Origin of the sequence: Alcaligenes sp. NLF5-7, from assembly GCF_024266725.1 — a bacterium.
In the GTDB taxonomy this organism is placed as follows: Bacteria; Pseudomonadota; Gammaproteobacteria; order Burkholderiales; family Burkholderiaceae_B; genus Alcaligenes; species Alcaligenes phenolicus.
Genome location: NZ_CP100755.1, coordinates 606761 through 626485 on the forward strand (window position 1 = coordinate 606761; position 19725 = coordinate 626485).

The 19725-nt window shown below is 55.4% G+C and carries 17 protein-coding genes; 3 read left to right on the plus strand and 14 right to left on the minus strand.

The genetic code is table 11. From position 1 onward, the window contains the following. Positions 1-161: 161 nt before the first annotated feature. The 5 genes from pstB to ppk1 form a co-directional block, all read right to left on the minus strand. On the minus strand, positions 162-941 hold the full coding sequence (gene pstB / locus MID00_RS02925; RefSeq protein WP_009463840.1) for a phosphate ABC transporter ATP-binding protein PstB: 780 nt from the start codon (positions 939-941) through the stop codon (positions 162-164). Positions 942-974: 33 nt separating this feature from the next. Further along, positions 975-1838, minus strand: coding sequence for a phosphate ABC transporter permease PstA (gene pstA, locus MID00_RS02930; protein WP_022983498.1), 864 nt, complete (start codon positions 1836-1838; stop codon positions 975-977). A gap of 12 nt (positions 1839-1850) precedes the next feature. Beyond that, the gene (pstC, locus tag MID00_RS02935; protein ID WP_026485253.1) at positions 1851-2789 is read right to left on the minus strand and encodes a phosphate ABC transporter permease subunit PstC; all 939 of its coding nucleotides are present in this window, start codon (positions 2787-2789) and stop codon (positions 1851-1853) included. A 220-nt stretch (positions 2790-3009) separates the two neighbouring features. Then, positions 3010-4053, minus strand: a complete 1044-nt coding sequence (gene pstS, locus MID00_RS02940) for a phosphate ABC transporter substrate-binding protein PstS (RefSeq protein WP_022983497.1) — start codon at positions 4051-4053, stop codon at positions 3010-3012. 96 nt (positions 4054-4149) lie between these two features. Continuing rightward, a complete protein-coding gene (gene ppk1 / locus MID00_RS02945) occupies positions 4150-6222 on the minus strand; it encodes a polyphosphate kinase 1 (protein ID WP_254499663.1) in 2073 nt (690 codons plus the stop codon). 239 nt (positions 6223-6461) lie between these two features. Here ppk1 and MID00_RS02950 point away from each other — a divergent pair, with 239 nt between their 5' ends. Continuing rightward, entirely contained in the window at positions 6462-7952 is a 1491-nt protein-coding gene (locus MID00_RS02950; protein WP_009463099.1) for a Ppx/GppA phosphatase family protein, read from the plus strand. A 160-nt stretch (positions 7953-8112) separates the two neighbouring features. On the opposite strand, the gene MID00_RS02955 is transcribed toward MID00_RS02950, so the two are convergent. The 5 genes from MID00_RS02955 to MID00_RS02975 all read right to left on the minus strand — a co-directional run bounded on the left by MID00_RS02955 (position 8113) and on the right by MID00_RS02975 (position 13832). Further along, entirely contained in the window at positions 8113-8895 is a 783-nt protein-coding gene (locus MID00_RS02955) for a GNAT family N-acetyltransferase (RefSeq protein ID WP_009463097.1), read from the minus strand. Positions 8896-8963: 68 nt separating this feature from the next. After that, positions 8964-10307 carry a phosphoglucosamine mutase gene (gene glmM / locus MID00_RS02960; RefSeq protein ID WP_254499664.1) on the minus strand — a complete coding sequence of 448 codons (1344 nt, stop codon included), beginning with the start codon at positions 10305-10307 and terminating at the stop codon, positions 8964-8966. Next, the gene (gene folP, locus MID00_RS02965; RefSeq protein ID WP_060185653.1) at positions 10304-11146 is read right to left on the minus strand and encodes a dihydropteroate synthase; all 843 of its coding nucleotides are present in this window, start codon (positions 11144-11146) and stop codon (positions 10304-10306) included. Before folP ends, glmM begins: the two co-directional genes overlap by 4 nt. Positions 11147-11172: 26 nt before the next feature. Next, on the minus strand, positions 11173-13086 hold the full coding sequence (ftsH, locus tag MID00_RS02970; RefSeq protein ID WP_009463092.1) for an ATP-dependent zinc metalloprotease FtsH: 1914 nt from the start codon (positions 13084-13086) through the stop codon (positions 11173-11175). Positions 13087-13193: 107 nt separating this feature from the next. Beyond that, complete coding sequence (locus tag MID00_RS02975; protein ID WP_254499665.1) at positions 13194-13832, minus strand: RlmE family RNA methyltransferase; 639 nt, start codon at positions 13830-13832, stop codon at positions 13194-13196. Positions 13833-13849: 17 nt separating this feature from the next. Between MID00_RS02975 and MID00_RS02980 the strand changes: the two genes are divergently transcribed. Beyond that, on the plus strand, positions 13850-14446 hold the full coding sequence (locus MID00_RS02980; protein ID WP_026485246.1) for a YhbY family RNA-binding protein: 597 nt from the start codon (positions 13850-13852) through the stop codon (positions 14444-14446). Positions 14447-14542: 96 nt separating this feature from the next. Here the strand turns inward: MID00_RS02980 and greA are convergent, their stop codons facing one another. Then, positions 14543-15019 carry a transcription elongation factor GreA gene (gene greA / locus MID00_RS02985; RefSeq protein ID WP_022983494.1) on the minus strand — a complete coding sequence of 159 codons (477 nt, stop codon included), beginning with the start codon at positions 15017-15019 and terminating at the stop codon, positions 14543-14545. 407 nt (positions 15020-15426) lie between these two features. Beyond that, on the minus strand, positions 15427-16752 hold the full coding sequence (locus MID00_RS02990; RefSeq protein WP_035270974.1) for a solute carrier family 23 protein: 1326 nt from the start codon (positions 16750-16752) through the stop codon (positions 15427-15429). A gap of 319 nt (positions 16753-17071) precedes the next feature. On the opposite strand from MID00_RS02990, the gene MID00_RS02995 reads away from it, so the two are divergent. Then, positions 17072-17710 (plus strand): histidine phosphatase family protein, encoded by a 639-nt coding sequence (locus MID00_RS02995; RefSeq protein ID WP_254499666.1) that lies wholly within the window; start codon positions 17072-17074, stop codon positions 17708-17710. 294 nt (positions 17711-18004) lie between these two features. Here MID00_RS02995 and MID00_RS03000 read toward each other — a convergent pair whose 3' ends face one another. Further along, positions 18005-18775, minus strand: coding sequence for an SDR family oxidoreductase (locus tag MID00_RS03000; protein WP_250756794.1), 771 nt, complete (start codon positions 18773-18775; stop codon positions 18005-18007). Between the two features lie 13 nt (positions 18776-18788). Further along, positions 18789-19685, minus strand: coding sequence for a lipid A hydroxylase LpxO (lpxO, locus tag MID00_RS03005; RefSeq protein WP_254499667.1), 897 nt, complete (start codon positions 19683-19685; stop codon positions 18789-18791). Positions 19686-19725: the final 40 nt, after the last annotated feature.

Below are 19725 nucleotides of genomic sequence, written 5' to 3' on the forward strand. Positions count from 1 at the left end.
CCAACGCCGCCCCAATGGATAAAAAAACACCCCAATCCTTGGACGTAAATCCAGCGATTGGGGTGGTTGCCACACAGGAACAACTGTCCCGATGTGGGGGTATGGCTTTATTCAAACTCCAGGCAAAGCGCCGCAAGGCCGCTCTGCCCGCATCCGTCTGATTAACCGAAACGACCCGTGATGTAGTCTTCGGTTTCCTTGCGAGCGGGCTTCACGAAGATCTGGTCAGTTTCACCAAATTCCATCAACTCGCCCAGATACATATAGGCAGTGTAATCCGAGCAACGAGCCGCTTGCTGCATGTTGTGGGTCACGATAACCACGGTGTAATCCGCTTTCAGTTCAGCAATCAGCTCTTCAATCTTGGCCGTGGAAATCGGGTCCAGTGCCGAGCAAGGCTCGTCCAGCAGCAGAACTTCGGGTTTGATCGCCACACCACGGGCAATACACAGACGCTGCTGCTGACCACCGGACAGGCCGTTACCGCTTTGGTGCAGCTTATCTTTCACTTCGTTCCACAGCGCAGCTTTGGACAAGGCCCATTCCACACGCTCGTCCATTTCGCCTTTGCTCAGGCGCTCGAACAAACGCACGCCAAAGGCCACGTTGTCGTAAATGCTCATGGGAAATGGTGTCGGCTTCTGGAACACCATGCCCACTTTGGCGCGGATCAGGGAGATGTCCTGCTTGGACGTCAGCAGGTTTTCATTGTCCAGCAGGATTTCACCTTCAGCGCGCTGGCCGGGGTACAGCTCGTACATGCGGTTCAGCGTGCGCAGCAAGGTGGATTTACCGCAACCGGATGGTCCGATAAAGGCCGTGACCTTCTTTTCCTTGATAGACATGTTCACATTGCGCAGGGCATGGAATTTGCCATAGAAGAAATTCAGGTTGCGGATTTCAATCTTGGTCGATTCGTCGGAGGTAATAATTTGACTCATAGCGTTGGCCGACTAGGGCGCTCCGTGAAAACGTTATTTTTGGCGGAAAAGGCTGCGAGCCAGGATATTGATACCCAAGACCAGCAAGGTAATCAGCACCGCACCTGCCCAGGCCAGACGGTTCCAGTCCTCAAAGGGGCTGGCAGCATATTGGAAAATCACCACCGGCAAGTTGGCCAGCGGTGCGTTCATGTTCAGGGACATGAACTGGTTGTTCAAGGCGGTGAACAACAAGGGAGCCGTTTCACCCGCAATACGAGCCACAGCCAGCAGAACGCCCGTCACGATACCGGGCAAGGCAGCACGGTAGGAGATGGACATCACAATCTTCCACTTGGGGCAGCCCAGAGCCGCCGCGGCTTCGCGCAGACCGTTGGGAACCAGCATCAACATATTGTCTGTGGAACGTACCACCACGGGGATCACCAGAATGGCCAAAGCCAAGGAACCGGCCCAACCCGAATAGTGCCCCACCTGTGCCACGTATACGGCATAGATGAACAGACCAATAATGATGGACGGTGCCGACAACAGCACGTCGTTCAAAAAGCGGGTGGCCGGAGCCAGCCAGCCGCGCTGACCGTATTCGGCCAGATAGGTGCCGGCCAGAATGCCGATAGGTGTGCCGATCAGAGTACCGACGCCAGCCATCATGACACTGCCGACAATGGCGTTCAGCAAACCACCCTCACCACCAGGAGGCGGGGTGCTTTCAAACAACAGGGACCAGGCCATGGCACTGCTGCCCTTTTCAATCAGGGTCCAGATGATCCAGAACAGCCAGAACAGGCCGAAGATCAAGGCAGTAAAAGACACACCCAGCATCAGGCGGTTAAACACCTGCCTGCGTTTGTAAATCGGGTTGCTCAGACTAATTGCGGATTTTTTATCAAACATGGTAGGTGATCCTTAGCGCGACGTGCCTTCGTTCTTGGCCAGACGCAACAAGAGCAACTTGGAGATCGCCAATACAACCGTGGTGATCAGGAACAGGATCAGACCCAGCTCCAGCAAGGCGGATTTCTGCATGCCACCGGCTTCGTTAAACTCGTTGGCCAGTGCAGACGCAATCGAGTTCGAGGGCGAAAACAGCGAGCTTGGCAAGTTAAAGGAGTTACCAATCACAAAGGTGACAGCCATGGTTTCACCCAGCGCACGTCCCAGACCCAACATGATCCCGCCAATCACCCCGTTCTTGGTGAAAGGCAGCACCACACGCCACATCACTTCCCAGGTCGTGCTGCCCAGACCGTATGCGGACTCCTTGAGCATGGGAGGCACCAGCTCGAACACGTCGCGCATCACGGCGGTAATGAAGGGGATCACCATAATGGACAGAATCAGACCGGCGGTAAAGACACCAATCCCGAAGGGGGGGCCCGCAAAGATCTGACCCAGCACTGGCACCCCGTCAAAAAAGGAGATCAGGCCAGGCTGTACATAGCGCTGGAACAGGGGCACAAAGACAAACAGGCCCCACATACCGTAAATAATGGAGGGAATCGCAGCCAGCATTTCAATGGCCGTACCCAGAGGGCGACGCAACCAGGCTGGCGAGAGCTCTGTCAGGAACATCGCAATGCCAAACGAGACCGGCACGGCAATACAGAGTGCGATGAAAGAAGTCAGCAAGGTACCGGCAATGGGCACCAATGCACCATATTCGTTATTGACCGGATCCCAGTTATTCGTCCAGAGAAAAGAGAAACCGTATTCGGCAATGGATTCCCGGCTTCCATAGATCAGGGAAATAGAGATGGCAGCCAGCAATATGAACACGAGAAACGCAAACGAGCGTGTCATGTTCTTGAAAATGCCGTCCATAAAGGCGTTCTGATTTGATTTCATGTAGACAGATGAAGGGACAGGCCGGAATAGGACGAACGCACTGCAACCGATTCACAGATTCTGTAACAGCCAAGGCTGCTCCAGCCCAACAAACCGGATAACGCTACGCGCTGTGCGTTCAAGACAAAACCGTAATTTTTACATAATAAAGACGGCACCACCTAGAGGTGGGCCGTCTCGCAGGATCAATTTACAACTGACCTGTATTTGAACACGAATCTTACTTCCAGACCGCAGCGCCGTCTTTGGTCTTGATCTCCGATGCCCAGGCCGCCTTGATCTGGTCGGTTACGTCCTTAGGCAACGCAACGTAATCCAGCTCTTCAGCAGATTTGGCACCGTTCTCGAAGGCCCAGTTAAAGAAGTTCAGCACCTCTTTACCGTTCTCGGGCTTGTCCTGCACCTTGTGCATCAGGATGAAGGTAGCCGAAGTGATAGGCCAGGATTTTGCGCCAGGCTCTTCGGTCAGAATCACACCCATGCCAGGCGTACCGGCCCAGTCTGCATTGGCAGCGGCGGCTGCAAAGCTTTCCTGACCAGGCTGGACAAATTGGCCGTCCTTGTTCTGCAACTGGGTCCAGGACAGTTTGTTTTGCTTGGCGTAAGCGTATTCAACGTAGCCGATCGAGTTCTGCAGCTGGCGTACGTAAGCAGCCACGCCTTCGTTACCCTTACCACCTTGACCGGTAGGCCACTTCACAGCCTTGCCTTCACCAACCTGGGACTTCCAGTCCGGGGACACTTTGGACAGGTAGTTGGTCCAACCGAAAGTGGTGCCCGAACCGTCGGAGCGGTGAACCACCACGATGTCCTTGTTAGGCAAGGTCAAATCGGGATTCAGTTCCTTGATGGCTGCATCGTCCCACTTGGTGATCTTGGCCAGGTAGATGTCGCCCAGTACTTTACCGGACAGTTTCAGCTTGCCAGGCTCAATGCCTTCGACGTTGATCACAGGCACCACACCACCGATCACGGCGGGGAACTGCAACAGGTTTTCTTTTTCCAGTGTTTCGACCTTCATTGGGTCGTCCGAAGCACCGAAATCCACGGTCTTGGCAATAATCTGCTGCTGACCACCACCCGAACCAATCGACTGGTAGTTGACGCGGTTATTCGTTTGTTTGGCGTATTCAGCCGCCCATTTGGCATAGATTGGGTAAGGGAACGACGCACCAGCACCGGTTACGTCTGCAGCTGTGGCAGTAGCCGCAAAAGCGCTGAACGCCAGAGCAATACTTACCTTGTTGAATACACGTTTTAACATCGAGAAATCCTCTTGATGATAGTCAGATCACAGGCCCACCCTGTATGTGTCGTCATAGTAAACAGACTATATGACACGTTCATGACAGTCTGTATTTCACACACCGCCCAAGCGCTGCATCATGCTCAGATGCAGATTGAACGGGGCACCGCGACTGCGGATGCGGTTATAAGTGCCATCCGGATTGGCCTTCCAGGACAACTGGTTGTCACGCAAGGCATAAGTGAAGGCTTCGGCAATAACCCGCTTTTTCAGGCTGCGGTCCAGCACCGGCACACCCAGCTCCACACGACGGAAGAAGTTGCGGTCCATCCAGTCGGCCGAGGAAATAAAGACCTCTTCCTGGCCGCCATTGTAGAAATAGAAAACACGCGAGTGCTCCAGAAAGCGTCCGATGATTGAACGCACCTGGATGTTCTCCGACAAACCCTTGACCCCCGGACGCAAGGCGCAAGCACCACGCACGATCAGGTCTACCCTGACTCCGGCCTGGCTGGCATCGTAAAGCGCCTGAATGATCTTGGGCTCCAGCAGGGAGTTCATCTTGGCCATGATGCGGGCTTTCTTGCCTGCCAGTGCGCGCTCGGTTTCCGCCTGGATGCGATCCATCATGCTGTCATGCAAGGTGAACGGCGACTGCAGCAAGCGCTTCAGGGGCCGCCAGGCACCCAGCCCGGTCAGCATGGAAAACACCTTGTCCATGTCCTCGCAAATTTCCTGATTAGCGGTAATCAGGCCAAAGTCCGTGTACAGGCGAGCAGTGCGCGGGTGATAGTTACCCGTACCCAAATGGCCATAACGCCGGATCGCCCCCCCTTCACGACGCAGCACCAGGGCCATCTTGGCGTGGGTCTTGTGCCCCACCACCCCGTAACTGACGTGTGCTCCCACCTCTTCCAGCTTGGCGGCCCAATTGATATTGGTCTGCTCATCAAAACGAGCCATCAGCTCCACCACCACCGTTACCTCTTTGCCAGCACGCGCCGCCGACAGGAGGATATTCATCAACTCCGAATCTTCACCAGTACGGTAAATCGTCTGCTTGATACCGACGACGGCCGGGTCCGCCGCTGCGGCACGCAAGAAGCTCAAGACGGGCTGGAAGGACTGATACGGATGGTGCAGCAGTTGGTCTTTGCGGGAAATCGCCTCAAAAAACTGTGCGGGGGATTCAAATGAAGAATCAAACGGCGCCGGAATAGGCGCACGGTAATCCGGGAACAGAAGATCCGGACGGTCTGGCACATTACACAGCTGCATCAGGCGCGTCAGATTGACCGGGCCGCTGACGCGATAAGTATCTGGCACATCCAGCGAAAACTCGCTTTGCAAAAAGCGCTCCAGGCGCTCGGGCATGGAACGGTCAATTTCCAGACGTACGGCCGCACCAAAGTTACGTTGCGACAGCTCACCCTGCAAGGCGGCGCGCAAGTTGGTAACTTCTTCCTCGTCCACAAACAGATCGCTGTTACGGGTAACGCGCCACTGATAGCAGCCCTTTACGTCCATGCCGGGAAAAAGCTCGCCCACAAAAACGCTGATCAGGGAAGTCAGCAGCATATAGCCCTGGGGAATGCCGGCGATATCGTCTGGCACACGAATCACACGTGGCAAGGCACGGGGTGCCTGCACAATGGCAATCGTGCCGGTGCGGGCAAAGGCGTCTTCACCGCTCAGCTCAACAATGTAGTTCAGGCTTTTGTTGTAGACGCGCGGAAAGGGATGCGCCGGGTCCAGACCAATAGGCGTGAGCAAAGGCATAACGTCACGCAAAAAGGTTTGATACGCCCACTCACGCTGAGCAGGTGTCCATAGCGCGGTCAGCAGCAGCCCTATGCCTTCATCCATCAAGGTCGGCAAGACCTCGTCCATCAGCAAGTCGTTTTGCTTCTCGACCAATTGGTGAGCCGCAGCCTGCACCTTGTCAAACGCTTGTTGAGGCAAAAACCCGTCATCCCCCACTTGATGAGGATTTTGCAAGATCTGTTCTTTCAGACTGGAAATACGAATTTCAAAGAATTCATCCAGGTTAGAACTCACGATACAGATGTAGCGCAAGCGCTCCAGCAAAGGCGTGGTCGAATTTTCGGCCATGGCCAGCACTCGCTCATTGAACTTGAGCAAGGACAACTCACGGTTTAGCAAGGTTGAATCTGGAGAAGGCAGCATGGTGAGGTCGTTAAAAAGCCAAAGAAAATGGGATCGTGAGACTTTTACTACATGAATGTTACAGCTCTATGACCCGTAGCAATTCAAGTCTAAAACAGCTCTGCCTGGCAGGAGCGCAAATATCCCGTAGCCGTTCCCAAGATGCTTTCGTCTAACTTTTCTTAATTTTCCGGTTTATGTAACAAAACCCATGATTAATGTCCTTATAATCGCACAGTAATCATCCCGAGCGATGCCTCATGGAACAACTTCTTGCCGCTGTGGACCTGGGCTCCAACAGCTTTCGTTTATCCATTGGACGAGTGGTTCAGCACAACGGTCATGCCCAGATCTACACCATTGACCGCCTGAATGAATCCGTCCGACTCGCCGCTGGCATGGGTCCCGACAAATACATCAGTCCCGATGCCATTGAACGCGCCGTAGTCATTCTGAAACGCTTCAACGAACGTCTGGCCGGTTTTCACCCCAATCGCGTTCGCGCTGTAGCCACCAATACCTTTCGGGTGGCACGCAATTTAAGCGAGGTTCTGCCGGCTGCCGAGGCAGCCTTTGGCTTTCCTATCGAGGTCATCTCCGGCCACGAGGAAGCCCGCCTGATTTTCTCCGGAATCAGCAACGAGCTGCCCCCCTCCCCCAATCGCCGTCTGATGATCGACATCGGCGGCGGTTCGACCGAAGTCATTATTGGCAAGGGCCTCAAACCTCTGCTGCTGTCCTCGCTCTACATGGGCTGTGTCAGCTATACCGACAAATTCTTCTCCGATGGCGTGATCACCGAAGAGCGCATGAGCAATGCGATCCTGACGGCTCGTCGCGAACTGGAAGGAATTACGCGCCAATACCGCAAAACGGGCTGGCAGGAAGCGTATGGCTCCTCCGGAACCGCCAAGGGCCTGATCGCCATCCTGCAAGAGAACGGCATGTCCAAAAAGGGGATTACCCTGGAAGGCATGGAGTTGCTGCGCAAACGCCTGGTACACGATGGCAAGGTGGACACACGCAATCTGAGCGGCATCAAGCCTCACCGCGCGCCCGTGCTGGCGGCAGGTCTGGCCATTATGATGGCCGCCTTCCAGGAGCTGAAGATTCGCCAGATGCTGCCTGGTGAAGGCGCACTGCGTGTGGGTGTGCTCTACGACATGCTGGGGCGCGAATCGGAACACGATCAGCGTGACCAGACCGTTCAGCAAATGATGAAGCGCTATCAGGTCGACACACGCCAGGCCCATCGTGTGCACGAGGCGGCGATGAAGTTCTTCGCACAACTGAAGCTGCCCGACACCCCTGAAGTGCAGGAACTGCAGCGTCAATTGGGCTGGGCCGCCGATCTTCATGAAGTGGGCCTGAGCATTGCACACGCGGATTACCACAAGCACACGGCCTACGTGCTGGAGCATGCCGATATGCCCGGCTTTTCCAACGACGACCAAGCCTTGTTGAGCTTCCTGAGCCTGGGCCACCAGGGCAAGCTGGGTAAACTCAAGCGCTTTGAGTCCAATAACGCCTGGTGGCTGACATTGCTGAGCCTGCGTCTGGCCGTCATGCTGATGCGCCGTCGCGAGGACAGGGAAACCCTGCCGCTGAGCCTGCAAGCGCGTGGCAAGACCGTCATGATTCATCTGGATCACGAATGGATGGCCAGCCATCCCCTGTCCCAGGCCTCCTTGCTGGCTGAAGTACAGGCTTGGCAAAGCGATATCAATGATCTGAGCCTGGAGCTGGTCTGACAAGGCCTGCTGGACCTGTAGCGGCTAGGTGGGCCAAGCCAAGCAGATAATCAGAACCTAAAAAACCCCCGAAAGTTGGATTGCCATCCAACTTTCGGGGGTTCTTTTTATTCGCAGGCCCTATTCAGGCCCGACTTGTTCAGGCCTGAGCAGTACGGAATCAGACCAGGCCAAAGTGACGTTTATAGCGCTCGTCCATGGCTTCCAGATCCAGCAGGACAGGAAAGTCTGCCGTATTGAAGTCCGGATCCCAGGCAGGCTCCCCACAAATCGTGGCCCCCAGCTTCAGGTAGCCTTTGATCAGCGGTGGAATGCGCGCTGGCAAATCGCTGTTCAGTCGTTCAACCGGATAGCGATTCAAGGGCTGCACATGCGGAATGTGCTTGTTGTCCTGCATGGATTTTTGGGCCACACGCCAGACTTCGGCGGCGGTGACGCCATCATCACGCAAACTGACACTGGCACAACCCAGAAGGTAACGGTAACCACCTACACGCGTCAGGGCAGCAATACCACCCCACAGCATCATGATGGCCGAGCCATTACGGTAGTCGGGATGGATGCAGGAGCGCCCAACCTCAACCAGGCTGGGGCGCAGCGCATCCAGGGCACTGATATCGAATTCGGACTCTGAATAATAGCCGCCCGCTTTATTGGCATTTTCAGGGGTCAGCAAGCGGTAGGTTCCTACAACCCGGTTTTCTTCGGGTTCGGTAACCATGAAATGCTCGCACCAGGGGTCGAAGCGGTCTATATCCAGACCATTGTGCTGGTCTGGAAAGACGGCGTTCATTTCCTGGGTGAAAACCTGAAAACGCAAGCGCTGAAGACATTCAAGCTCAGCCTGGGTACGAGCCAGGCGCAAGGCCAGGCCTCCAACGGTATGACCTGCCCAAGTATTCGCCCAATCCACTTCAGTACGTTCGCGCTCAAGATTTAGCATCGTGATGACTCCAAACACTTTCGTGCATCATGCACAAACAATGTTTCAGGTATTTGATAGCCACATTACTATTTCATTAAATCCACTGCAAGCAAGGTATCGATGCCTGCTTGAGCCAGATCGGCTTGTTCTGCTTCCACCATCAAGCGCAGCTTGGGTTCTGTGCCTGATGCGCGAATAAGCACTCGCCCACGGTCACCCAACATTTGCTCCACTTCACGGGTTGCCTGTTGCAAACCTGCATGGTTTTTCCAGTCCTGGCCCGCTTGCAATGGCACGTTAACCATAATTTGCGGGTACATCTTCAGACCTTCCATCAGTTCTGACAGGCTCTTGCCGCTATGGCACAGGGCGGTCAGCACTTGCAGGGCGGCAATAATACCATCGCCTGTGGTGTGCCAGTCCAGGCACAGCAGGTGACCGGAGCTTTCGCCACCGAACACCCAGCCGTTTTGCTGCATCAATTCCAGCACGTAACGGTCGCCCACTTTGGCTCGAGCAAACTCCACGCCCAATTCCTGCATTTTCTTCTCGAAACCCAGGTTGGTCATCAGCGTGCCGACCACACCTTTTACAGGCTGGGTCTGCAGATGATCAGCAACAATTAGATACAATAGTTCGTCGCCATTGTAAATGCGTCCCTGGGAATCGACCATTTGCAGACGGTCTGCGTCACCATCCAACGCAATCCCCAAATCTGCGCCGTGCTTGCGTACTTCTTCGGCCAGCTTCTCGGGATAAGTCGCGCCCACTTCCTGATTGATGTTGAACCCATCAGGTTGAACACCCACGGCAACCACTTCGGCACCCAATTCGCGGAACACGTGCGGAGCGATGTTGTAAGCCGCGCCATGAGCGGCATCCACAACAATCTTGAGCCCGTTCAGGTTCAAGTCGTTCGGGAAGGCACTCTTGCAAAATTCAATATAACGGCCAGCCGAGTCAGCCAGACGACGGGCGCGGCCCAGGGACTCGGACTTCACCCAGTGCATGGGCTGATCAATGGCTTGTTCGATTTTCAGCTCGATCTCGTCAGGCAGCTTGGTGCCCTGTGCGGAAAAGAACTTGATACCGTTGTCGTAATACGGGTTGTGCGAGGCAGAGATCACGATACCGGCCGTCAGGCGCAGCGTACGCGTCAAATAGGCCACAGCGGGCGTAGGCACAGGGCCAGCCAGCAATACATCGATCCCGGCGGCCGACAAACCGGCTTCCAGCGCCGATTCCAGCATGTAGCCAGAAATTCGGGTGTCCTTGCCAATCACCACGGTGGGGCGGCCTGTACCTTCATACTGGGCAGCCAGAACCTGCCCGGCAGCGTAACCCAGGCGCAAAGCGAACTCGGGGTTAATCGTTGGGCCACCTACTTCACCGCGGACACCATCGGTGCCGAAATACTTACGATCGCTCATTCAGAGACTCCACATTCAACCGCGTTCCACACATCCAGCGCTTCGCGCGTGGCGGCTACATCATGGACACGGACAATTTTTGCGCCCCGTGCCACGCAGGCAAGGGCTGCCGATAGACTACCAATCAAACGCTCACTGGCGGGTTTCCCCGTGACATGGCCAATCATGGATTTGCGCGACAAGCCGATCAACCAGGGGTAACCGGGCACTGCCGCCTGCTGCAAATCCCGTAGCAACTGATAATTATGTGCCGCTGTTTTACCGAAGCCAAAGCCGGGATCCAGCATGATACGCTCGGATTGAATGCCTGCGCTCACTATGGCGTCACATCGTTGTTGCAAAAAATGACGTACATCAACGACCACATCATCGTAGTGAACCTGCTCTTGCATGGTCCTGGGCTCACCTTGCATGTGCATGATGCACAGTCCGCAATTGGAGTCCTTGACGGCCTCGAGGGCACCGGGCATGCGCAAGGCATAGATGTCATTGATCATGTCTGCACCGGCCGCCAGGCTGGCGCGCATGACCTCAGGCTTGAACGTATCCACCGACAAGGCCACACCGCTGTCGCGCAAGCCCTCGATCAGGGGAATGACACGCTCAAGCTCTTGTTCCAGGGAAACGGGTTCGGCACCGGGACGAGTCGACTCGCCACCAATATCCAGAATGTCTGCGCCTTCGGCGATTAATTGACGGGCGTGGTCCAGCGCCCGAGGCAAATCATTGTGTGCATTGCCGTCATAAAAGGAGTCTGGGGTGACATTCACAATCCCCATAACCAAAGGGCGCTCCAGCCCAAACTGGAAGCGCCCACAAGACCACTCAGGGTAATTCATGAAATAGGCATGGCCTATGTTGTAAGTTAAGCAACCGGCGTTGTCGCCGCGGCACCCTTGTCATCAGCTGGGCGAGGACCAGCGGCTGGTGGCGTGGAGCCATCGGAGGGTGTGTTGTCATTGCTGTTGGGCACGTGTGGAGCCCGTGGTGGCAAACCTTTCATGATGTCGTCGATCTGGTCGGCATCAATGGTTTCCCACTCCAGCAAGGCCTTGGCCATGGCATGCATCTTGTCCATATTGTCTTCGATCAGCTTGCGGGCAACCGCGTACTGTTCGTCGATAATCTTGCGGATTTCGAAGTCCACTTTCTGCATGGTGGCTTCGGACACATGGGTGGTTTTGGTGACGCTGCGACCCAGGAACACTTCGCCTTCGTTCTCGGCGTACACAACAGGCCCCAGAGAGTCTGTCATGCCGTAGCGAGTCACGATGTCACGCGCAATTTGCGTGGCACGTTCAAAGTCGTTCGATGCGCCCGTGGTCATTTGATTCATGAACACTTCTTCAGCGATACGACCACCGAACAGCACGGCGATCATGTTCAACAGGCGCTCTTTGTCCATGCTGTAGCGATCGCCTTCCGGCAACTGCATGGTGACACCCAACGCACGACCACGAGGAATGATGGTGACTTTGTGAACCGGGTCCGTCTTGGGCAGCATGCAAGCTACCAAGGCGTGACCGGCTTCGTGGTAAGCGGTGTTGCGACGCTCTTCCTCGGGCATGATCATGGTGCGACGTTCTGCACCCATGATGATCTTGTCCTTGGCGCGCTCGAAGTCCTGCATATCCACGGTGCGACCATTACGGCGCGCAGCGAACAAAGCGGCTTCGTTGACCAGGTTGGCCAGATCAGCACCGGAGAAACCGGGAGTACCACGAGCCAGCACCACAGCGTCCACGTTGGGAGCCAAAGGCACTTTGCGCATGTGCACTTTCAGAATCTGCTCACGACCACGGATGTCAGGCAGGCCAACAACCACTTGACGGTCAAAACGGCCAGGACGCAGCAAAGCGGGGTCCAGTACGTCAGGACGGTTGGTTGCAGCAATGACCAGTACGCCTTGGCCGGTTTCAAAACCGTCCATCTCGACCAGCAACTGGTTCAGTGTCTGTTCACGTTCGTCGTTACCACCGCCAAGGCCTGCGCCACGCTGGCGGCCCACGGCGTCGATTTCGTCGATAAAGATGATGCAAGGCGATTGCTTCTTGGCGGTCTCGAACATGTCGCGAACGCGGGAAGCACCCACACCCACAAACATTTCGACGAAGTCGGAACCGGAAATGCTGAAGAAAGGCACTTTGGCTTCGCCAGCAATGGCACGAGCCAACAGGGTCTTACCTGTACCCGGCGAGCCAACCATCAGGATACCGCGTGGAATGCGGCCACCCAGACGCTGGAAGCGGCTTGGGTCGCGCAGAAAGTCCACCAGTTCCTGTACGTCTTCCTTGGCTTCGTCGCAACCGGCCACGTCCGCAAAGGTAACAGGGTTGGAGTTCTCGTCCAGCAAACGTGCACGGGATTTACCGAAGCTGAATGCCCCGCCCTTGCCGCCACCTTGCATCTGACGCATGAAGAACACCCACACGCCAATCAGGAGCAACATGGGGAACCAGGAGATGAACAGGCTGGTCAGGAAGGAAGGCTCTTCACGGGCTTTACCCGATACCTGCACACCGGATTTCACCAGTTCAGGCACCATCCACAGGTCACCGGGGGACGTCAGCGAGTAGCTGCGGCCAGAATCCGGCGTGACATGCAGGGTATCGCCCTGAATATCCACCTTGCTGATGCGGCCGGAGCGGGCATCATTCATGAATTGTGTGTAAGTGACGCCATCAGTGGCTGGTGGCCGGCCGTCAAACTGCTTGAAAACAGTAAACAGCACCAGCGCAATAACCATCCAGATCGCGACTTTGGAAAACGAATTGTTCAAAGCCAATCTCCTGCGATTGCGATAACTTGCTCCATATGCTTACACATACCTGAACAAGCGCCATACATAGTTCATTCTACCCGATTCAAAGCCCGGCAAGTCATAAATTACCTGCGCTTCAAGCCACGGGCAACGAGAAAGGTTTCGGAGGATTTATCACGCGAAGCCTTGGGTTTACGCTCGACGACTCTGACAAAATTCTGCTTGAAAGACTCCACGATCTGGGAAAACCCGCTGCCGTGGAAGGCTTTGACGATCAGTACCCCTTCATCGGTCAGATGCTGCAGGGCAAATTCCTGTGCCAGCTCGCATAAATGCTGGATGCGGGCGGAATCGGCCGATGCCACACCAGACAAGTTGGGGGCCATATCCGAAATCACAAGGTCTACCGCCGCACCTCTTAAGGAATCTTGCAATTGCTCCAGTACAGAGTCCTCGCGAAAGTCGCCTTGCATGAACTCTACCCCGGCAATTGGTTCCATTTCCAATATATCCAGTGCGATAATGCGACCATTGAGCACACCGCCAGGGCCGACCATGCGTTCCCGTATCAATTGCGACCAGCTGCCCGGCGTAGACCCCAGGTCCACCACCACCTTGCCCTGAACCTGAATCTTCTCCAGATCCAATATTTCACTGAGCTTGAAGGCCGCACGCGCGCGATACCCTTTTTGTTGCGCCAATTTGACGTAGGGGTCATTTATATGCTGCTGAACCCACTCTTTAGAGAATTTTTTCTTGGCCATTCCCGTACAATCTCTTTATGCCAAAACTCAACCTTACACCTCATGAGCGCAGCGAACTTCGTGCTGCTGCTCACGCTCTGCGCCCAGTTGTCCTGATTGGAGACAATGGCCTGACCGACGCCGTGATCAAGGAAATCACCGTCCACCTGCAGGCTCACCAGCTCATCAAGATCCGTGTGGCCGGTGATGACCGTCAGGCTCGTCTGACCATGTTAGAACAAATCTGCGATGCGCTCGATGCTGCCCCTATTCATCATCTGGGCAAAATCCTGACTATCTACAGACCCAATATCGAACGCCCCCCTGTTTTGGGAGCGCCTGTTGAAAAACCTACCCGTGCGGTGCGCAAGCCTTCGGAGCCTTACACGCCCAAAAAGCTGGCCGCTTCCGGTGTTCAGCGTACGCGCAAGACGGAACGTGCTCGCCGTGCTGAAATGCAAGCTGAACGCAGCAGCACCCAGGAGAAGAAAGCCTCGGCCGCACCACGCAGTGTTCAAAAGTTCTCGGCAGTCAAACCTGCTGCCGCGCCCCGTAGCAATACCAACCGTCCTGGCAGTGCCATGTCCTTGCGGGCAGGTGCTCGTCGCGGACTGGGCGGTTCGGGCAAACGCTAAACTGCCGTAAATTATAAGGCCCCCGCACAATGTGCAGGGGCCTTTCTTTTGCGTGCTCGAATCAACAGCAGGGCAAGCCTGCTGTCAGAAGCAAGGTCAAACGTAACTGATCGACAGGATTTCGTATTCACGAATACCGGCGGGCGCCTTGACCTCGACCACATCACCTTCGCTCTTGCCGATCAGGGCACGAGCCACAGGGCTGGAGATGGAGATCTTGTTGGCACGGATATCGGCCTCGACGTCACCCACAATCTGGTAAGTCACGGTGTTGCCGGACTCCAGGTCCTCGATTTCAACCGTAGCACCAAATACGATGCGGCCATCCGCCTGCAGCGCGGCCGGTTCGATAATCTGGGCATTGGACAAAGTGCCTTCCAATTCGGCAATCCGACCCTCGATAAAGCCTTGGCGCTCGCGCGCGGCATCATACTCGGCGTTCTCGGACAAATCGCCTTGTGCTCGCGCTTCGGCGATGGCGTTAATTACATCCGGGCGTTCCACCGTCTTGAGGCGGTGTAATTCGACTTGCAAACGTTGTGCGCCCTGCGCAGTCAATGGGATCGCAGACATAGTATTCCTGCTCAACAAGTAAAAGACGCTCCGTAGCAGGAGCGCCTGGAAGATAGGGGGATAACGATGATGGGGCAAACAATCAAACAGGTTGAATCGGCCGACTTGAAAGTCCTGCTGACCCTACAGCGTACATTCAAACACACTGCTCAAGCCAAACCTGCCGGCTGCCCCAATATGGCTTTTCCGACACAGAGAAATTCTGCGGCAGAAAAAAACCCCGCGAAGAACCGGGGTGTGAGATCTATTGTCGGCAAACTGCCTGAAAATAGCAAGCCCCTGAAACCCCTGTGTAAAAAAACAGAAGCTCAAGGGCCACGGGTTTAGAGCAGGCTATGTCAAGACAGGCGACAGGCTGAGGGCCAAACTAGTCAGAGCCAGGCCAGTCTTGATTCGCCTTGGGCCGACTACACCATATTCTGGCGACGGCCTCGCAACAAAGCGTGCAGCAAAATAGCACCAAAGGTGGCGCAGCCAATGCCGTCCAGACGAATCACGCCAAACTGCAAGGAGAAGTTACCAGCCCCCAGAATCAGGGTGACGGCTGCCACCAGCAAATTGCGGTTATCGCTGAAATCCACCTGGTTCACCACCCAGATACGGGCGCCCGCAATAGCGATCAAACCAAACACCACGATAGACATGCCACCGAGTACAGGACCAGGAATCGACTGAATCACGGCACCAAACTTGGGCGAAAAGCCCAGGAAAATCGCGATCACGGCAGCAAAGGCAAACACCAGCGTCGAGTAGATACGGGTAGCGGCCATCACGCCGATATTCTCAGCGTAAGTCGTCACACCAGTGCCGCCTACGGAGCCGGACAGCATGGTCGCCACGCCATCACCCACGAAAGCACGCCCCAGATAACCGTCCAGATCCTGGCCGGTCATGGCGCTAACCGCCTTGATGTGACCCAGATTCTCGGCCACCAGAATAATGGCCACCGGCACAATCACGGTCATGGCATGAGCCTGGAACACAGGCGCAGAAAAGCTGGGCAGACCCAGCCAGGCGGCTTCAGCAACCGGCGCAAAGTTGATTGGGGTGCCGTAGCCCATCACATTGGTGAAAACCCAGTACAACACGCAAGCCAGAGCCAAACCCACCAGAATCAGCAAGCGTTGAGCCACCCCACGGGTGTAGACCGCAATACCACCCACGCACAACACGGTCATCAAGGCCATCATGGAATCGAAGGTGCCGCTACCCATCGCGCCCTTGGCCGCAATAGGAGCCAGGTTCAGGCCAATCACCGCCACAATCGAGCCGGTAACAACCGGAGGCATCCAATGGTTGATCAAACGCGCTGCCCCACCCTGGGTACGGGCATTGAACACCCAGACCAGAACACCGATCAGCGTATAGACCAGACCACAGATAATAATGGCCCCCAAGGCCACGCCAATATTGGGATTCGGGCCGCTGCCGGCATAGCCGGTAACCGCAATCACACCGCCAATAAATGCAAAACTGGAACCCAGGTAGCTGGGAACCCGGCCACCGACAAACACAAAGAAAATCAGCGTACCAATACCGGACATCAAGATGGCCAGATTGGGATCAAAGCCCATCAACAAGGGAGCCAGAATGGTGGAGCCGAACATGGCCACCACGTGCTGCGCACCCATGGCAATGTTTTGCGGCGTGGCCAGACATTCGTCGGGCTGCACAACCGCACCGGGTTCGCTGCCGGACACTCGGCGCCAACGCGGGAAGTAAGACTGAGACATAAAGGGTTCCAGAAAAGGAATAAAGAAATACAGCGCAATTGGTCAGACGGTCGCGCAGTGCTCCCTGAGGCACTGGCTGATTCGTTGAGGCATGATTTTAAACGTGAAAGACTCAACAAGGCACCTGAAAATAAGGCAGTACGCGGTAAACCCCAACATGGATCCAGCCAATACAGGTTTCAAACTGCCTTTTGACGTCGATGCTCGCGCTATATGCGGTATATACCCCCTCTATCTACCTGTGCTTGACTGGCCCATTACAATAGACAATCAGCCTGCCTTTGGCAGTCCGATTCCCTAGCAGAGTGATTACGCCAGCATGAGTACGTCTATTTGTCTGATCCGCCATGGTGAAACCGCCTGGAACGCCGTACGCCGTTTACAGGGCTGGCAGGATATAGAGCTGAACGAGACCGGCCGCGAACAGGCCCGTGCCCTGCAAAGTTACCTGAGCTCCCCGGCGTTTCACATGCCTGTGGATGCCGTCATCAGCAGCGATCTGCAACGCGCCTCGGAAACAGCGGCAATTGCCTGTCAGCATTGGGATATTGAAATCCAGCAAATCCAGGGACTGCGCGAGCGTGGCTTTGGCAAGCTGGAAGGCCAGGCCTGGGATGCGGCAGGTCGCCATGGGCCGGATCAGCCCGACGACACCGTCGATATCGATTACGCCGTAGAGGGCGGCGAATCACTGCGTCAGTTTCAAACACGGGTTCTGAGCTGCTTTGAGGCGCTGGCGCAGGACAATACGGGCAAGAACTTGCTGGTCTTTGCCCATGGCGGTGTCATTGATATGGTTTGGCGCAAGCTGAACCAGCAGGCGCTGAATGCCAAGCGCACTCATGCCATTTTGAATACCAGTTTGAATTTCTTCAGTATCGATGAAGACTTGAACTGGACCTGTACACAGTGGGGGCAGTTGCCACATCTGAATACGGCACTGGACGAGCAAGTCTAAGCCATACATAGCCATGATCAGGCAGGTACCCGCAGATCGGATTAGCTGCAGCGTTCGATAAACCAGCCTGAGACTTGTGCGGAGTCCTGTCCGCCTGACTCACCTCATCAGATCCTGACAGTGTCTCCAGCGCCACACCCGCAACCTTCATCCTTACGATAGCGACGGCCCTATACCAGGAAGAGCCACAGGCACTATTGCGGTTGCGGTTGCGGTTGCGGCCATAAGCATAGCCCCCCTTCCAACCACGATGAGGCCAACAAGGGCCTCAAAAATCAGCGACAGGGGCAATGATCAGCTTTTTTTGTTCAGTCGTGGCTTGCGCGGCGCCTGACGAGCCAGACGGTCATACAGCCAATTAGGGAAAAGACGCATCAGGCGCGAGACAACTCCCATCTGCCACGGAATGACTCGATAGGACACGCCCTGCTCGATAGTCTTGCGAGCTTTGCGGGCAAAGTCCTCAGCAGGCATCAGAAACGGCATGGAGTAAGGATTCTGCGCCGTCATGGCTGTGCGAATATAGCCGGGCGTAATGGTGACAACAGAAACACCGTATAGCGACAGCTCCAGCCGCAAGCTTTCGCAGTAGGCAATGACAGCCGCCTTGGAGCTGCTATAAGCTCCTGCACCAGGCAGACCACGAATACCCGCCACGCTGGCAATACCCACCAAGGTTCCCTTCCCCGCCGCTTTCATGGTGCCGATAAAAGGCTCGAAGGTCGCCACCATGGCCAGAAGGTTTGTATCCACAATGGCTTTGAAGACGGCAAAATCCTCGGTTTCTTCCGTCAAGGTGCCAGCGCTGATCCCCGCACTGGCAATGACCACATCAATTTTTTGCCCTGTGAACTGCAAAAAGTCCTGGGCCGCTTGATGCAAGGCGTCTCTGTCACGTACATCCGCCACATAGATACGGTGCACACCGGGCAAGCTCTCAGCCAGCGCCTGGAGTTCTTCCTGACGCCGGCCCAGCAAACCCAGGCAAGCACCTTGAGCGGCGTACTCCTGGGCCAGCGCTTTGCCCAGACCGCTGCTGGCACCCGTGATAAAGACGGTTTGCATCTTTGCCTGCTTTTTACAGGAAGATCAGGGCAGCAATGCCCAGCACCAGCAACCACTTGAGGATGTAGTACAGGGTTTCGTTCTTTTTCTTGATCGCCTTGCCGAAACGACGCACTGCATAAACCGTACCGAAAATACGGTTGATACCACCGGTGCGGTCGCCTTCCTGGTTAGGAGCGGCAGCGGCGCGCAGCAAGAAACCACCCACTGCGTGATTGATCGCCTGTGCCCAACGGTAACGCATGGGGCGCTCTACGTCCGCAAACAAGATAATGCGGTTCTGATCCGTTTTGTTCTCGGCGTAGTGAATATAGGTTTCATCAAACACCACGGCCTCGCCATCACGCCAGTGATAACGCTGGCCGTCCACTTCGATATAGCAATCCGGACTATTAGGCGTCATCAGCCCCATGTGAAAGCGCAGCGAACCCGCATAAGGGTCGCGGTGACGCGGTAAACGGGCACCGGGTGGCAAAGAGGTGAACATGGCCGCCTTGATCGAAGGAATGTCCTTGAGCAGATTGGTCGTCACCGGGCACAGTTCGCGTGCTGACGGATGATCCGCGTCATACCACTTCAGGTAAAAACGCGTCCAGCCGGTTTTAAAGAAGGAGTTGAAACCCGCATCGTTGTACTTGTCCGAGGCCTTGATATGGCCTTCGCCAAATAGCTGCTCGGCCTCGGCACGGATTTCATCGCAGTGCTCCAGCAGCTTGTTCAGCTCGGGAAAGTGTTTCAAATCCAGATACGGCTCGTTCGGTACTGCCGAAAAGCCGTACATGAAGACGTTCAAAGGAGCCGTGAAGGTGGAATGATCCAGCAACTGGCGAGAAAACCGGTGCCTGACTCTACCCCTGAAGTGCACAACAATCGTGCACACGATGAACAAGGCAAGAATGAACCATTTCACGACATGATCTCCAAAGAAGAAAACTTCTGCACTGTGCAGG

Excerpts from the sequence above, each read along its gene's own strand:
- MID00_RS03000 (WP_250756794.1), bottom strand. The coding sequence starts at position 18,775 with ATGCAAACCGTCTTTATCACGGGTGCCAGCAGCGGTCTGGGCAAAGCG.
- pstS (WP_022983497.1), bottom strand. The coding sequence starts at position 4,053 with ATGTTAAAACGTGTATTCAACAAGGTAAGTATTGCTCTGGCGTTCAGC.
- MID00_RS02980 (WP_026485246.1), top strand. The coding sequence starts at position 13,850 with ATGCCAAAACTCAACCTTACACCTCATGAGCGCAGCGAACTTCGTGCT.
- MID00_RS02990 (WP_035270974.1), bottom strand. The coding sequence starts at position 16,752 with ATGTCTCAGTCTTACTTCCCGCGTTGGCGCCGAGTGTCCGGCAGCGAA.
- pstC (WP_026485253.1), bottom strand. The coding sequence starts at position 2,789 with ATGAAATCAAATCAGAACGCCTTTATGGACGGCATTTTCAAGAACATG.
- MID00_RS02950 (WP_009463099.1), top strand. The coding sequence starts at position 6,462 with ATGGAACAACTTCTTGCCGCTGTGGACCTGGGCTCCAACAGCTTTCGT.
- greA (WP_022983494.1), bottom strand. The coding sequence starts at position 15,019 with ATGTCTGCGATCCCATTGACTGCGCAGGGCGCACAACGTTTGCAAGTC.
- MID00_RS02955 (WP_009463097.1), bottom strand. The coding sequence starts at position 8,895 with ATGCTAAATCTTGAGCGCGAACGTACTGAAGTGGATTGGGCGAATACT.
- folP (WP_060185653.1), bottom strand. The coding sequence starts at position 11,146 with ATGAATTACCCTGAGTGGTCTTGTGGGCGCTTCCAGTTTGGGCTGGAG.
- pstB (WP_009463840.1), bottom strand. The coding sequence starts at position 941 with ATGAGTCAAATTATTACCTCCGACGAATCGACCAAGATTGAAATCCGC.
- pstA (WP_022983498.1), bottom strand. The coding sequence starts at position 1,838 with ATGTTTGATAAAAAATCCGCAATTAGTCTGAGCAACCCGATTTACAAA.
- glmM (WP_254499664.1), bottom strand. The coding sequence starts at position 10,307 with ATGAGCGATCGTAAGTATTTCGGCACCGATGGTGTCCGCGGTGAAGTA.
- MID00_RS02995 (WP_254499666.1), top strand. The coding sequence starts at position 17,072 with ATGAGTACGTCTATTTGTCTGATCCGCCATGGTGAAACCGCCTGGAAC.
- MID00_RS02975 (WP_254499665.1), bottom strand. The coding sequence starts at position 13,832 with ATGGCCAAGAAAAAATTCTCTAAAGAGTGGGTTCAGCAGCATATAAAT.
- ppk1 (WP_254499663.1), bottom strand. The coding sequence starts at position 6,222 with ATGCTGCCTTCTCCAGATTCAACCTTGCTAAACCGTGAGTTGTCCTTG.